13 protein-coding genes and 2 pseudogenes are annotated in these 13306 nt (G+C 65.7%); 5 read left to right on the forward strand and 10 right to left on the reverse strand.

Annotation, left to right across the window (positions count from 1 at the left end; genetic code table 11):
• Positions 1-492 (forward strand): annotated as a pseudogene (locus ACFXNW_RS29255) (lipase); the annotation flags it as partial.
• 241 nt (positions 493-733) lie between these two features.
• On the opposite strand, the gene ACFXNW_RS29260 reads toward ACFXNW_RS29255, so the two are convergent.
• The 5 genes from ACFXNW_RS29260 to ACFXNW_RS29280 all read right to left on the reverse strand — a co-directional run bounded on the left by ACFXNW_RS29260 (position 734) and on the right by ACFXNW_RS29280 (position 4914).
• Positions 734-2287: an acyl-CoA carboxylase subunit beta gene (locus ACFXNW_RS29260; protein WP_379421039.1), complete on the reverse strand. Its 1554-nt coding sequence runs from the start codon at positions 2285-2287 to the stop codon at positions 734-736.
• A 138-nt stretch (positions 2288-2425) separates the two neighbouring features.
• Entirely contained in the window at positions 2426-2581 is a 156-nt protein-coding gene (locus tag ACFXNW_RS29265; protein ID WP_379421040.1) for a hypothetical protein, read from the reverse strand.
• Between the two features lie 212 nt (positions 2582-2793).
• The gene (locus ACFXNW_RS29270; RefSeq protein WP_379421041.1) at positions 2794-3276 is read right to left on the reverse strand and encodes a hypothetical protein; all 483 of its coding nucleotides are present in this window, start codon (positions 3274-3276) and stop codon (positions 2794-2796) included.
• A gap of 95 nt (positions 3277-3371) precedes the next feature.
• Positions 3372-3740: a hypothetical protein gene (locus tag ACFXNW_RS29275; RefSeq protein ID WP_379421042.1), complete on the reverse strand. Its 369-nt coding sequence runs from the start codon at positions 3738-3740 to the stop codon at positions 3372-3374.
• A 190-nt stretch (positions 3741-3930) separates the two neighbouring features.
• Entirely contained in the window at positions 3931-4914 is a 984-nt protein-coding gene (locus ACFXNW_RS29280; RefSeq protein WP_379421043.1) for a helix-turn-helix domain-containing protein, read from the reverse strand.
• 229 nt (positions 4915-5143) lie between these two features.
• On the opposite strand from ACFXNW_RS29280, the gene ACFXNW_RS29285 reads away from it, so the two are divergent.
• Complete coding sequence (locus ACFXNW_RS29285; RefSeq protein ID WP_379421044.1) at positions 5144-5848, forward strand: alpha/beta hydrolase; 705 nt, start codon at positions 5144-5146, stop codon at positions 5846-5848.
• Between the two features lie 48 nt (positions 5849-5896).
• Here ACFXNW_RS29285 and ACFXNW_RS29290 read toward each other — a convergent pair.
• The 3 genes and pseudogenes from ACFXNW_RS29290 to ACFXNW_RS29300 all read right to left on the reverse strand — a co-directional run.
• A pseudogene (locus tag ACFXNW_RS29290) lies at positions 5897-6058 on the reverse strand (amidohydrolase family protein); the annotation flags it as partial.
• Positions 6059-6128: 70 nt separating this feature from the next.
• A complete protein-coding gene (locus tag ACFXNW_RS29295; RefSeq protein WP_379421045.1) occupies positions 6129-7307 on the reverse strand; it encodes a hydroxylase in 1179 nt (392 codons plus the stop codon).
• A gap of 19 nt (positions 7308-7326) precedes the next feature.
• Entirely contained in the window at positions 7327-8193 is an 867-nt protein-coding gene (locus tag ACFXNW_RS29300) for an IclR family transcriptional regulator (RefSeq protein ID WP_379421046.1), read from the reverse strand.
• 113 nt (positions 8194-8306) lie between these two features.
• Between ACFXNW_RS29300 and ACFXNW_RS29305 the strand changes: the two genes are divergently transcribed.
• Complete coding sequence (locus tag ACFXNW_RS29305; RefSeq protein ID WP_379421047.1) at positions 8307-9242, forward strand: 3-oxoacyl-ACP reductase; 936 nt, start codon at positions 8307-8309, stop codon at positions 9240-9242.
• Positions 9243-9513: 271 nt separating this feature from the next.
• Here the strand turns inward: ACFXNW_RS29305 and ACFXNW_RS29310 are convergent, their stop codons facing one another.
• Together ACFXNW_RS29310 and ACFXNW_RS29315 are read right to left on the reverse strand one after the other, a co-directional pair.
• The gene (locus ACFXNW_RS29310) at positions 9514-11184 is read right to left on the reverse strand and encodes an AMP-binding protein (RefSeq protein WP_379421048.1); all 1671 of its coding nucleotides are present in this window, start codon (positions 11182-11184) and stop codon (positions 9514-9516) included.
• Positions 11185-11454: 270 nt separating this feature from the next.
• Positions 11455-12072 (reverse strand): TetR family transcriptional regulator, encoded by a 618-nt coding sequence (locus tag ACFXNW_RS29315; protein WP_379421049.1) that lies wholly within the window; start codon positions 12070-12072, stop codon positions 11455-11457.
• 232 nt (positions 12073-12304) lie between these two features.
• Here ACFXNW_RS29315 and ACFXNW_RS29320 point away from each other — a divergent pair, with 232 nt between their 5' ends.
• Together ACFXNW_RS29320 and ACFXNW_RS29325 are read left to right on the forward strand one after the other, a co-directional pair.
• Entirely contained in the window at positions 12305-13096 is a 792-nt protein-coding gene (locus tag ACFXNW_RS29320; protein ID WP_379421050.1) for an SDR family NAD(P)-dependent oxidoreductase, read from the forward strand.
• Positions 13097-13112: 16 nt separating this feature from the next.
• On the forward strand, positions 13113-13274 hold the full coding sequence (locus tag ACFXNW_RS29325; RefSeq protein WP_379421051.1) for a hypothetical protein: 162 nt from the start codon (positions 13113-13115) through the stop codon (positions 13272-13274).
• Positions 13275-13306 lie beyond the last annotated feature (32 nt).

Consider the following 13306-nt stretch of genomic DNA (forward strand, 5'->3'; position numbering starts at 1 on the left):
TACACCAAGTTCGACGGCGGTGCGGCGAAGGTGAAAAACCTCATCACCTACGGCGCCACCCACCACGGCACCAGCCTCGACGGCATCGGCGCCCTGGGACGCATGATCAACAACCTCGGTATCGACATCCTCGGGTTCATCGAGATCTTCGTCGGCCACGCCGGTATCCAGCAGACCATCGGCTCCGACTTCGTCAACCAACTCAACGCCGGCGGTGACACCGTCCCCGGCGTCGACTACACCATCGTCGGCTCCCGCTACGACGAGATCACCAACCCCTACGACCTGACCTTCCTGCAACCAGGCCCCGGCGCCACCGTCCGCAACATCACCCTCCAAGACGGCTGCGAACAAGACATCTCCGACCACCTCACCATGATGTATTCCCCACGCGCCCTGTCGATCGCACTCAACGCCCTCGACCCAGTCCAGTTCCCGCAACTGCAATGCACCTTCAACCCCTGGCTCATCGGCGGAGGCGGCTCCCTCTAACCCCCCAGACCGGCACCCACCGGACCGGATCGACACCGACTCCGGCGACCGGCCCGGCGGGTAGCCCGGCCGCCGCGCCCCTGGACGAACAGGTGACCCGCGCCAGTTCCGTCCGGAGGTGAACCGGCGGATGCCCACCGAGTGGCACAGGCCCTGCCCACTCGGTGGGCATACCCATGTCCGGGCGCTGGCGCCGAGTGCGAGGTGACCCTGGTCCTGAACTATCGCGAACCTGGAGAACTCACATGGGATACAAGCTGTGCTTGCGCGGGTTGAACTCCACCGTCGCCGCCTTGTCGCGCAACAGCCGCAACGCATGCCGCAACTCCAGCCGCGTCGTCGACGGCTCGATGACCGCATCGATGTAGCCGCGTTCGGCAGCCACATATGGGGTGGCGACGGTGGCGTTGTACTGCTCGATCATGAACTCGCGCACCGCGGCCCGCTGCTCGGCCGGGACCTGTTGCAGCTGCCGCCGTCCGACGATATCGACCGCACCTTCGGCACCGATCACCGCGATCCGGGCGGTCGGCCAGGCGAAGCTGATGTCGGCACCGAGCTGTTTGCACGCCATGAATCCGTAAGCGCCGCCGTACACTTTGCGCACGACCAGATTGATGATCGGAACGGTCGCCTCGATGATGGCGCGCGGAACCCGGCCACCGCGAATGATGACGCCATTACGTTCTTCCTCGACGCCAGGCAAGATCCCCGGCGTATCCACCACGAAGATCAATGGCAGGTTGAACGCATTGCACAACCGGATGAAATAGGTAGCTTTATCAGAGCATTTCGCATCCAGGGCACCGCCGAGGACCAGTGGTTGATTGGCGAGGACCCCGACCGGACGCCCGTCGATCCGGGCGAACCCGGTGATCAAATTGGGTGAGCTGGCGGCCCGTATCTCATGGAAGTCGCCGTCGTCGAAAATCCGCAGCAGGATCTCGTGCATGTCGTACCCCTCGCGGTCGGAGTCCGGGATAATGGATTCCAATTCGAGGTCGTACGCGGTGATCTCGGGCTCGAGTCCCGGATTGACAATCGGTGGCTCTTCGACACAGCTCGACGGTAAATAACTCAGATACTTACGCGCCCAATCGAAGGCGTCCTGCTCGGTCTCGCAGACCTGGTGAATCACACCGTTGCGGGCCTGCACCTCCGCGCCGCCGAGCTCTTCGGCCGTCACGTCCTCCCCGGTGACAGCCTTGATCACCTCGGGGCCGGTGACGAACATATGCGCTTTCCCGGTCGCGACCAGCACATCGGTATTGATCGGCCCGTATACCGCTCCGGCCGCGCATTTGCCCAGCATGATCGACACCTGCGGCACGAACCCGGACAGCCGCTCCTGACACCGGCTCATATGCGCGAACCACGCCAGGGAAGCGACGGCGTCCTGAATCCGGGCGCCGCCGGAGTCGTTGATCGTCACCACCGGGCACGCCTTTTCGTAGGCGAACCGCAGGATATGAGTGAGCTTGCGCCCGAACATTTCTCCGACCGAGCCGCCGTACACGGTCTGATCGTGGGCGATCACCACGACCGGCCTGCCGTCGATGCGTCCATGCCCCGTCACCACACCGTCGCCGTACATGGCGTCGGCGTCGCGCGGATTGCGCACCAGACCGCCGATCTCGGAGAAGGTTCCCGGATCGAGCAGGGCCTGCACGCGAGTTCGCGCGCTCGGAATCCCCTTCTGCTCGCGTTTGGCGATACCCGCGGCACCCGCCGGCTCGGCCGCGGTGGCCAGCACCCCGCGCAGTTGCTCCAGCTTCGTTTCGGTGCCAGTCGTCATCCCGGTACGCCTCTCGCCGTGCAGTCGTCCGGGCGAACATAGCCGGGCGAGCACGCGAGTCCGGGCCGGTGCAACAGACACTGGAAGAGTCACAGCGGCGAGAATGATCTTCTGGCTACATAGCCAATGGCCCCCGGGTCAGGCCCCGATGTCTCGACGACGAAGCTGCTGCGCAGCCGCGACGGCTTCCTGCTTCGAGAAACCGTCCGCCATCCACTCCGAATCCACATACCAGGCCCGCCACGTGCCGTCACCGCGCTGTTCGGTCCGCAAACTCTGGTCTATGGCAATCACCGGGTCCCCTTGTCTGGTAGTCGGTCACCAAACCTCACTCCGCGATTCTGAGGCGGACCAGACCCTACAACCAGACCGTGCGCACGGCACGAATTCGGACGCGCGCACACCAGGTCGTAATACAAATGGCATCCAGACCGTCAGCCCGACAGCGGCCACCGACGGTTCGTGCCGCATGCCCGACGTGCCGGCCCGGCCGACGCCGCTGCGGCCTACGCGGCCGCAGCCGACGGACGCATCCGGTCGAACCGGGCGGTGCGCTGTCCGGCCAGGGGCACCGGCAACCACCGCGAGAACCGTTCGAGCTCGGCCAGCGCGCCGACCGACACACACGCCTCTACCAGCCCTTCTGCGAGCTCGATGTCATCCTCGTCGAGGCCGTAGATCGAGAGCAGGAAACCGCGGCGCGGTGAGGCCGACAGCGCCCCGGAGCGGTCGTTCGGGAGCGCAGTCGGCTGGACACGTGCCGGGCACCCGGAGTGCAGCACCACTATTGCTCGCAGGGCCTGCGCGAGATCGCGGGTGTCCGGTATGCGCCCAGCGGCTGCCGCACCGATGATGTCGGCGGGCAACATCTCGGTGCCGTCCAGATATCCGGGTTCGACGGCGCACCAACGTTGCAACGGCGGGAAGTGGACACAATCCCGGCGGCCCGACCAGCGCCTGCGACCCCGATCCAGCAGTAGACCCGTCACTGCCCGGCACCGTGATTCGTCCTCGACGACCGCCAGCACCTGGAGAAGCCGGCAATCGACACTGGTGGTCGGCGCAGCGCCGAGACCCGTGACGTTCACAGCGCACGTCCGAGGCCGGGACCAGGCCGCGATCGCGGCCCGACGCTGCGCCGTGATTCGGCGGGTACAGGCTCGTGCGCGCGGCGCCAGGCAGCCACGAACAGGCCCGTCGCGGCTGTCACTGCCACCGTCACCGCCACCGTCAGCAGCACCAGCGGCGTCGTCGCGGCCGCATCGGAGGGACCGCCGCCGCTGCGCACGATCAGCAGCGCCGCACACAACGGACCGACCATGCTCAGCGCGGCTGCCGCCAACATCAATCCACCGGTTGTCAAAGCGACGGCGCCCAACGGGTGATCGGCCGCCGGGCGCGGATAACTTCCACGCCCCGTAGGAGAATTCAGCAAACGCGCAACATCAGCCATGATCGCCCCTCCGGTCACTTGCTCGAAGTACGTCTGAACTGGGAATTGAACGGTACAACCTAGATCACCAGAAAAGGCATCGATGAGATCGAACTGTCATGACCACTGACATCAGCAACTTATCAGCGACCGGAGCTGTCACGGGATCACAAGGAAGATTTTCTCCGCTGATCGGGCACTCATCGGCACCTCACACGGGTGCGGACAGCACGCTCTCCCGGTATTCGGCGGGGGTCATATCGGTTTCGCCACGAAATACCCGATAGAAGTTGCGGTCGCCGGTGAATCCGCAGGCTCTGGCAATGGATGCCACCGTCCGGTCGGGTGCCGCGATCAGCAGTTCGCACGCGCGTTCTGTCCGCATGCGACGCAACAGCGCCATCGGCCCGCCCACGTCGTCACCGAGAGCACGGAACAGCTTCCGGCGCGAGACCCCGCACAGCTGCGCGAGGCGCTCGGTATTCAACGCCGGGTCGCTCAACCGCTCGCGCAGATATTTCACGATCACCTCACGATCGAAGACCTGCCCGGCCGGAGCAATCGGGTCGCGGCCGCCGCCGAGTGCCAACGCGGCCCCGAGGATCTCGACTCCGGCATTCAGCAGGGGTGTGGCGCGCAGCGATTCCGGCGGCAAGGTCACCAGCCGACGGAAATAGTCGATGACCAACGCTCCGTGGGCAACCGGCTCCAGCACCGTTGCCGCCGGGAAATCGTCCTCGCCCAGACCCGCCGACCGAATGAGGGCGTCCTTCGATACCCGGATCATCAACCCCTTGTATTCGGTGGTCCGCGCTTCCTGCGGCAACTCTCCGTCGACGATGAACATCGTTCCGGCGGGTGCGCGGAGGTACCGGCCACCGCATGCGAGATCGGATGTGCCCGAGAGAACGAGACCGGCAACCACGTAGGGCGCAGGCGTTCTCGCAATATGCCGGTGGTTTCGCCGCGCAATCGCGGGCGAATTGACAGTGACCGCGATCGACAACTCCTCCGACACCACTGCCGGAGTGAGTGCCCCATAGAAAGTCCCATCACCGAGCGGCTCCATCGAACAGGGAACAACCGACTCGCTCATGATCGACGCCCACTTCTCGAACGACTCGCGCGGCGATACGTCGGCCGTCGACAACGTCGGCCCTCCCACGATCACCTCGTGCTCGTCCATGATCACCATGCTGGCACCTACGTCCGGAAGATCTGCGCACCTCCCGCGCCCCGCGTGGCTCCACGACGGCGACCGATCACGCCTGATGGGCGTTCGGCTGAAAGGAGCGGACGATCCGCAGCCCGGAGGGCCAGGAGGCATACCGTGGTAGAGCCCACCGTAGTCGATTTCGGCTCTGCGGGCCGGGCGCTGGGCAGTCCGGCCGACAAAAACATTCCGACGACCCCGAGAAGGCGACATGACTACGAAACCCACGATCGTTCTGGTGCACGGATTCTGGGGCGGCGCGGCCCATTGGGCCAAGGTGATCGTCGAACTGCGCAACCGCGGATACGACAAATTGCGTGCAGTGGAGAATCCACTCACCTCCCTCGGCGACGATGCCGCCCGCACCCGTCAGATGATCGACCAGGTAGATGGCCCGGTGCTACTGGTCGGCCACTCGTACGGTGGGGCGGTGATCACCGAGGCCGGTGACCGGCCCAATGTGGTCGGCCTGGTCTATGTGGCGGCGTTCGCGCCCGACGCCGGCGAGAGCCCGGGCCAGATCAGCGAGGAACTACCGCCCGCGGCGTTCGCCAACATCGCGCCCGATTCCGATGGATACCTGTGGATCGCGCAGGACAAGTTCCGTGAGAGCTTCGCCCAGGATCTGTCCGAGGACGAAGCGCTGGTCATGGCGGTGACACAGAAGGCACCGGTCGGCTCGACGTTCGGCGATACCGTCACCGCGCCCGCGTGGAAGGTCAAACCCACCTGGTACCAAGTCTCCACCCAGGATCGGATGATCAACCCGGACAACGAACGGCGCATGGCGCAGCGGATGAACCCGCGCAGGGTCGTCGAACTCGACGCGAGCCACGCCTCACTCGCCTCCCAGCCTGCCGCAATCGCCGACCTCGTCGACGTCGCGGTAGCGGAACTGGCGACTGCCGGAGAGTAGTTCGCACTACCGGGAGCGGTCACCGGAACCGATGAGCCCCGGCGATGTTCACGCGAGTGCGTCGCCGTGGGTTTGCCTGCCCATCAGGAACGTCGCTTCGACCTGGAGATCACGCAGTTGTTCGGTTGGTGTCGTCCGCGGGTTCGCGGAGAGCACCGTGAGATCGGCGTATTTCCCGGTTTCCAAGCTGCCGATCTTCTGCCACACCGCGGCGCCGGTCGGCACGGTGAACGGGCGAACGTCGATCGACGGCGGGCCACGATTCCTGTCTGCCGCTTAGTCAGATCATCGAGCGGTGGACTCCCTTGGGCTCTCCACCGAGCTGGGTCAGCGCCGAAGCATGGAAGATCGAACCGGGCACATGAATGGCGTGCGCCAATCCAGCGTGGATGTCACGGAAGAACCGCTGCATCGGGAACTTGTAATGCAGTGCACCGCCGCCGGATCGGGCGAAGATTTCATCCACGGCCCGTGCCGCGCGCCACGCGGCAGCGGTCTGCGTGCGCCTGCCGATCGCTCGCTCCTCGAAGCTGATGTCGAGGCCCTTATCGGTCTTGTCCCAGAACCGGTCCACGGTCTCCAGCAGGGCCGCGCGCGAGGCTGCGATCTCGGCAGCCGCATCTCCGATCGCGAACAGCACATACGGGTCTTCTTTGATCGGGACCCCGGTCACGGCGACCCGCTCCTTCTGTGCGGCGATATGACATGCCAGCGCACCTTCGGCGATCCCGACCACCGCGGAGGTGATGCCCAGCGGGAACATGCAGGAGAACGGCATTCGGTACAGCGTCTCGGTGCGTCCGGCCCGCTGTACGGCGGTCCCGTCCATGACCTCCGAGGCCAGCAGCGTGCGGTAGGAGGGAATGAAGGCGTCTCTGACGATCAAGTCCTTCGAGCCGGTACCTCGTAGCCCGATCACATCCCAGGAGTCCTCGACGATCTCGTAGTCGGACCTGGGCAGGATCACGTGCATGGGCGTCGGGGGCATCGCAGGTTTGCCCTCCGCATCACCGAGCAGCGCCCCTAGGAAGGCCCACCGGCAGTGATCGGTGCCCGAGGAGAAGGACCACCGACCGGTGAGCCGGTACCCGCCATCGACCGGCGTGGCCACGCCCATCGGCGCGTACGGGGAGGCGACCCAGGTGTCCTGGTCGGTGCCCCAGATCTCTTCCTGCACCTTGGGGTCGGCGAAGGCGAGCTCCCACGGATGGACGCCGACGATGCCGGTGACCCAGCCCGCCGCGCCGTCCATCGCGGCGATCGCCATCGTGGTTTCGGCGAATTCGCGCGGATGACATTCGAGGCCGCCGTGTTCCTTGGGCTGCAGCATCCGGATCGCTCCCGATTCGCGCAGCCGCTGCGCCGACTTGTCGGACAATCGCATGAGCTTGTCGCCCTCGACGCCCTCGGCGCGGATCTCCTCCGCGTAGGCTTCGATCCTGTCCAATACCTGACCCATGGTCACTTCTTCCTGTTGATCACGCGCGCACCAAGCGGTCGGCGGGCATGAGGTGTGAGCAGTTGTTCGATGTCCCAGCGCTTCCTCTGCGGCGCCGTCCCTCCTGATCCGGATACAGCGACAGCGACACCTCACGGGCCGCGTCCACCACCAGCGGTGCGACCCGCTCGAGTCGCGCGGTGCGCATGTCACCGCATAACGAGAGCCCGGCGACGGGGCCGTCCGGGCCGCGAACCGCCGCGCCGACACAAGCGACTCCGCGCACCGATTCACCCCGCTCGAGGGCGAGGCCGTTGCGCTGCCTGATCCGATTGAGCTCGACATGCAGCGCCGACAGACTTGTGATCGTGCGATCGGTATAGCCACGCAACGGACGACGGTAGAGGCATTCGACGGTCTCCGGGGGCAGCAACGCCAGAATCGACTTTCCACCCGCGGTGGCGTAGGCGGGCCCGCGTCCGCCGACCCGCGACGGGAACTGGGCGGCGAAACGTCCGCCGACCTTGTCGAGGTAGAGGCTCTCACCCCCCTCGAGCACCGTCAGGTGCACCACCATGCCGGTCTGTAGGTGCAGCTCGTGCAGCAGTGGCGCTGCGGCGGCGCGGATCTCGCCGCGTCCACCGTCGCCACCACCCAATCCGAGCGCGCGTCCACCCAGGCAGTAGCCGAAGGCCGCGTGCTCGACCCAGTTCAGTTGCACGAGCTGATGCAGGATGCGGTGGACCGTGGAACGGGGCAGCCGGGAGCGTCCGGCGACTTCTTCCAGAGTCAGTCGCGAGGCGCGACCGTCGAAGGCATCGAGGATCAACGTCATGCGCTCGACCATCGACGGTGGCAGATCCCTTTTCGGAACCCTGGTGACATCTCCTGAATCAATGATAGTCATCGATTCCTCCAACTGCGCTGCTCAGAGGCTGGTAGAAGGCAAAAAATGAAAGGAATTCTTGTTTCAAGGTAACATCGGACTGGCACAAATCTCAACGAATCAGGGAGTTCGATATGGCTGAACAATTGACCCTCGGCGGCCGCACGGCGATCGTGACCGGCGCCGGAGCGGGGCTCGGGCGGGCCGAGGCGCTCGGCCTCGCTGCCGCTGGAGCTGCGGTGGTGGTCAATGACATGGGATCGGCCGCACATGAGGTTGTCGACGAGATCACCGGTGCAGGCGGGCAGGCGGTCGCGGTCACGGGCGACGTCTCGGACTGGGCACTCGGCGAGCGTCTCGTACACACCGCGGTCAGCACCTTCGGCTCGCTGGACGTGCTGGTCAACAATGCCGGAATCCTGCGCGACAAGATGATTTTCAACCTCACCGAATCCGATTGGGACGACGTCATCCGCGTCCACCTCAAGGGCCACGCCGCCACCTCCCGCGCGGCCGCGGTGCACTGGCGCCAAGCGAGCAAGGCGGCCGAGGGCCCCGTGTACGGGCGAGTGATCAATACGTCGTCGGAGGCATTTCTGTTCGGAGCGGCCGGGCAGCCGAATTACTCGGCCGCCAAAGCGGGCATCACCGCACTCACCTTGTCGACGGCCCAGGGCCTTTCGCGCTACGGCGTGCGCGCCAATGCGATCTGCCCGCGCGCCCGGACCGCGATGACCGCCGAGACCTTCACCGACCACAGCACCGACGGGCTGGATCCGCTCGCACCCGAACGGGTCGCCACCCTGGTCAACTACCTGGCGTCCCCTGCCTCCGACGAGATCAACGGCCAAGTGTTCGTCGTCTACGGCAAGATCGTCGCACTCATGGAGGCGCCGCGGGTCGAGCAGCGCTTCGACGCCGCGGGCGGGGCCTTCACTCTCGAGGAACTCGACGGCCAACTGACGCCCTACTTCTCGGGTCGCGGTCGCTACGAAACGTATTCCGCGTACAGCGTCGCCGAATTGGAGAAGTTCGCAATGGCCACCGGCGATCCGGAAGCGCAGGCATGAGACTGGACGGCAAGATCGCGACCCTCACCAGCGGCGCCGGTCGCGACACCCGGTGCATGACCGGCCAGACGCTCATGGCCGATGACGGCTGCATCACATTGCGATAGAGCGTGTGCCCCAATACCGTTGGGGTACACGCTCTTTCATGACACTCGCGTCTGCCCACCATCGAGGCGAATCGTTGCCCGGTCAGAAATCCGCCATCGGACCCGACCAGAAAATACGACCGCGGTAGGGCTGACGACGCCGCCGCCCTCAGGTGGGGTGGTCCCTACAGGAGCCGCTGTCTTCCCGCGATCTGAAACTCACGGACGAGATCGTCCTTGTCCGTGCGCGACATCGGGTGATAGGCCGGTGCACCCCGCCCCACCCATCGGAATACCGGGTCGTCGCAGCGCCACGACTGCGCCCGCAAGTCGCGTTTGAGGACCTTGTTCGAGCCCGTCACCGGCAGGTTCGTCGACACCCGGATGAATCGCGGCGTGGCTTTGCTGCCGAGATCCGGTTGGTTGGAAAGGAAGTCCGCGAATTCCTGCGGATCGAACACCGCATGAGATTCCATTTCGACAGCAGCCATCACCTGATCTCCCGACCGCGCATCGGGTACGGCGTAGACACCGGTCGCGATCACTTGCGGGTGCCTGCGCAGCACGCGTTCGATCGTCAAGGCCGAGATGTTTTCGCCGTCGACGCGAATCCAGTCACCCTTGCGGCCGGCGAAGTAGAGGAATCCCGCTTCGTCGATGTACCCGAGGTCGCCGGTCCAGTACCAGCCGTGTCTGATCCGGTCGGCGTCGGCGGCGTCGTTCTTGTAGTAGCCCTCGAACGCGTTCGCGCCGGCTTTGTTGATCATTTCGCCGATCGCCTCGCCCGGGTTCAGCACTCGACCGTGTTCGTCCAGAATCGCGCGCGCACATTCGGCGAGCGTGTCGGGGTTCACCACCGCGATCCCCGCATGCGCCGGCCGGCCGAGGGCGCCCTCGGGAGCGGCGGGATCGAGGACCACCGAACCCGACCCCTCGCTGGACCCGTAGCCCTCGTACAGCACCGCGCCGAAGCGACGGACGAACGCGGCCTGGTCCTCCGGCGAGGCCTCGGTCCCGAATCCGCGCACCAGGGTGTTGCCGGCATCGTCGGGCAACTCCGGAGTGGCCATCAGGTAGCCGAGGGCCTTACCGACGTAGGTGAAGTACGTCGCCCCGAAATACCTGACGTCGGGCAGGAACCCGGACGCGGAGAACTTTCTGGTCAAGCAGACGGTGGCGCCGTTGGCGAGCGCGGGTGCCCACAGCGCCATCAGCGCGTTGCCGTGGAACAGCGGCATACAGCAGTAGTCGACGTCGCCGCGATGGTGGTGGTACTTCTCGCCGATGGCATATGCCAGCCGGGACAATCTGCCCTGACTGCATTTGACGGCCTTCGACGCGCCGGTCGTACCAGAGGTGAACAGCAGCAGGAACAGCGACGAGGAATCGACCGAGGGCATCATTGCCGGATCGGCGACCCGATGACGCTCGACCAACTCGGCATAGCCGGGTCGGTCGATCACCAGGATCCGATCGTCGTCCAGTCCCAGATCGAGCTGCCGCAGCCGTGACATACCCGCGCTGTCGGTGACGATCAGCTGGCAATCGACATAGCGGATCTCCGCTTCCAGCTCGGCGGCCCCGCGCGTCGGGTTGATGCCGACGATGGTCGCGCCGGTCAGCGCGGCACCGCCGAGCCAGAACAGGAAATCGGGAACGTTGTCGAGGAAGATCCCGATGTGGAACGGTCCGTCACGACGCAGCCTTCGGGCAAGCTCACCGCGCGCGGCGCTCTCGCGAACCACCTCGTCCCAGGTCCAGTCTCGTTCGCGGGTACGGACCCCGAGGTGTTCGTCCCCGCGCCGATCGAGCAGCATCTCGGCGATCGTCGTGCGCACGACGGAGAGAGTCGTCATATGCCTTCCTTCGTGGTGATGCCCGAACGCTAGCCACGGAGCACAGCCCGGCGGGTTCGCAGTCTCGCTCAGTGGTAGGGATTGCCGGAGACGGCCACCATCGCGGCACCACCAGCACCGATCGCGCAGCCTCGAATCGAGGCCACCATCGCCTGGATGACCGGCCCCGGCGGACGGTTCGAGGTGGCAGATCACTGTGGAAGCGTTGCCGCGCAACGCCACCGGGAAGCCGGCGCGGCAAGCGATCACCTTCTCATCGCCCGCGGTTCGCTATGTGAACGATTCCGGCCATTCGGCGAGCAGGAGGTCGCACATGACCCGCAGGTCCTGCTCGGCGTCGGGGACCGTGATTCGCCCGTTCAGGCAGGACTGGATGACACCGAAGGCCGCGTGGATCAGCACTCGCACCAGTGTGGCGTCCCGCTCGGTCGCCTCCTCGATACCTGCTGCGTCGTAGAGCAATTGCCGGAAATTCCGCTCGACACGCGCCGTGTCGGGGACGAGCGCGGCCTTCGCGGCACCGTTGGACTGGATCATCGCGTTGGCCAGCAGCGGGCGGCGCAACAGCGCCCGCACCACCCGAACCAGGGTGTCGTGTACTCCGGCGGTGGCGCTCAACCCGGGACGCGGGCGGCGCGCGAACCCCGCGCTCATCTGATCGATCTGATCGACCATGACCGCGACGAACAGGTGGGTCTTCGATGGGAAGTAGCGATACAACGTGGCGACCGCGACGCCTGCGAGCTTGGCCACCTCGTTCATCTGGACTCGTTCGAGTTCGTGCTCGGTGGCGAGGGCGACAGCGGCCTCGAGTATGCGCTGGACTCGGGCATGCTGCTCGGTCGAGCTCGGTGCCGCAGCATCGCGCGCTTCGGCGATTCTCGGCATCGCTTCCCCTTCCTCGTCCAACCCCTCACCGTCGGGATCGATGCTGCCCGGCTAGCGCCACGTTCGGTCCGGTCCGTCCGCTCAGTGAGATCACGCCGTCCGACCACGTCAACGCGACATCTCACGGCATGTGCGGACGCCAGGTCCTCATCATCGCAGATCTTCGTCGGCGCGGACGCACCACGCGGCACGGCCTACGCTCGCGAGCAGCCTTCGTGGTTCAGTCTCATTCATGATCGACACGAACCAGTACGGCCCGTGGGCCGTGATCGCAGGCGGATCCGAGGGCGTGGGCGCAGCTTTTGCCGAGCAGCTGAGCGAGGCAGGCCTGAATCTGGTGCTCATCGCCCGCAAGCCGGGTCCGCTCGAGGACACCGCGGCGACGGTACGCGCCAATGGCGTCGAGGTACGGACGCTGGCGCTGGATCTCCTCGACGCCGACGCGGTGGACCGGATCCGTTCGGCCACCGCCGATATCGAGGTCGGCCTGCTGATCTTCAACGCAGGAGCCAATAGCTACGGGCACGAGTTCGTCACCGGTGATCTGACCGGATTCCGGGGCATCATCACGCTCAATATCGACCGGCAGCTGGAGCTCGCACACCACTTCGTTGCGGGCATGACGGCACGGGGCCGCGGCGGAATCGTCTTGCTCGGGTCGCTGGCCGGCTATATGGGTTCCGAACATCAGAGCATCTACGCTGCCGCCAAGGCATTCAGCCGGGTGTTCGCCGAAGGTCTCTGGCTCGAGCTGCGGCCACGTGGCGTGCACGTCGTCGAGTTGGTTCTCGGTGTCACCCGCACACCGGCCATGGAACGCGCCGGGCTGAATTTCGACATTCCGGGCATGCTCGTCGCCGAACCCGGCGACGTCGCACGGGAAGGTCTCGAACATCTCGCCGACGGTCCGGTCTGGGTCGCCGGCGGCAACTATGCCGCGGCCGAGCAGCGCAGCGGATTCCCACGCGATCGACTCGTCGAAGGCGCGGCACACGCCATGCGAAAACTACTCAACCGCAATTAGTTTGCCGAACCCAGATATGGCCTCGTCCGAAAGACGCGGCCATATTCTGCCGATCGCCGCGATCGGACCGGAGCAGGTGTCTCGCAGCGTGCTGTTCCTGGCCGACGACGCCAGAGCGCACGTGACCGGCATGGTGTCCCCGATCGATGCAGGAGCCGCAACCGAGAACACCGCGTGATCGCTGTCCGGTCGGCGTACGATCAGCAACCG

The organism is Nocardia sp. NPDC059180, assembly GCF_042754945.1.
Lineage (GTDB): Bacteria > Actinomycetota > Actinomycetes > Mycobacteriales > Mycobacteriaceae > Nocardia.

What these genes read in the sequence shown, in the direction of transcription:
- ACFXNW_RS29315 (WP_379421049.1), bottom strand. Translation starts at nt 12,072, where the DNA reads ATGCCGAGAATCGCCGAAGCGCGCGATGCTGCGGCACCGAGCTCGACC.
- ACFXNW_RS29320 (WP_379421050.1), top strand. Translation starts at nt 12,305, where the DNA reads ATGATCGACACGAACCAGTACGGCCCGTGGGCCGTGATCGCAGGCGGA.
- ACFXNW_RS29325 (WP_379421051.1), top strand. Translation starts at nt 13,113, where the DNA reads ATGGCCTCGTCCGAAAGACGCGGCCATATTCTGCCGATCGCCGCGATC.
- ACFXNW_RS29300 (WP_379421046.1), bottom strand. Translation starts at nt 8,193, where the DNA reads ATGACTATCATTGATTCAGGAGATGTCACCAGGGTTCCGAAAAGGGAT.
- ACFXNW_RS29295 (WP_379421045.1), bottom strand. Translation starts at nt 7,307, where the DNA reads ATGGGTCAGGTATTGGACAGGATCGAAGCCTACGCGGAGGAGATCCGC.
- ACFXNW_RS29285 (WP_379421044.1), top strand. Translation starts at nt 5,144, where the DNA reads ATGACTACGAAACCCACGATCGTTCTGGTGCACGGATTCTGGGGCGGC.
- ACFXNW_RS29310 (WP_379421048.1), bottom strand. Translation starts at nt 11,184, where the DNA reads ATGACGACTCTCTCCGTCGTGCGCACGACGATCGCCGAGATGCTGCTC.
- ACFXNW_RS29260 (WP_379421039.1), bottom strand. Translation starts at nt 2,287, where the DNA reads ATGACGACTGGCACCGAAACGAAGCTGGAGCAACTGCGCGGGGTGCTG.
- ACFXNW_RS29305 (WP_379421047.1), top strand. Translation starts at nt 8,307, where the DNA reads ATGGCTGAACAATTGACCCTCGGCGGCCGCACGGCGATCGTGACCGGC.
- ACFXNW_RS29275 (WP_379421042.1), bottom strand. Translation starts at nt 3,740, where the DNA reads ATGGCTGATGTTGCGCGTTTGCTGAATTCTCCTACGGGGCGTGGAAGT.
- ACFXNW_RS29280 (WP_379421043.1), bottom strand. Translation starts at nt 4,914, where the DNA reads ATGGTGATCATGGACGAGCACGAGGTGATCGTGGGAGGGCCGACGTTG.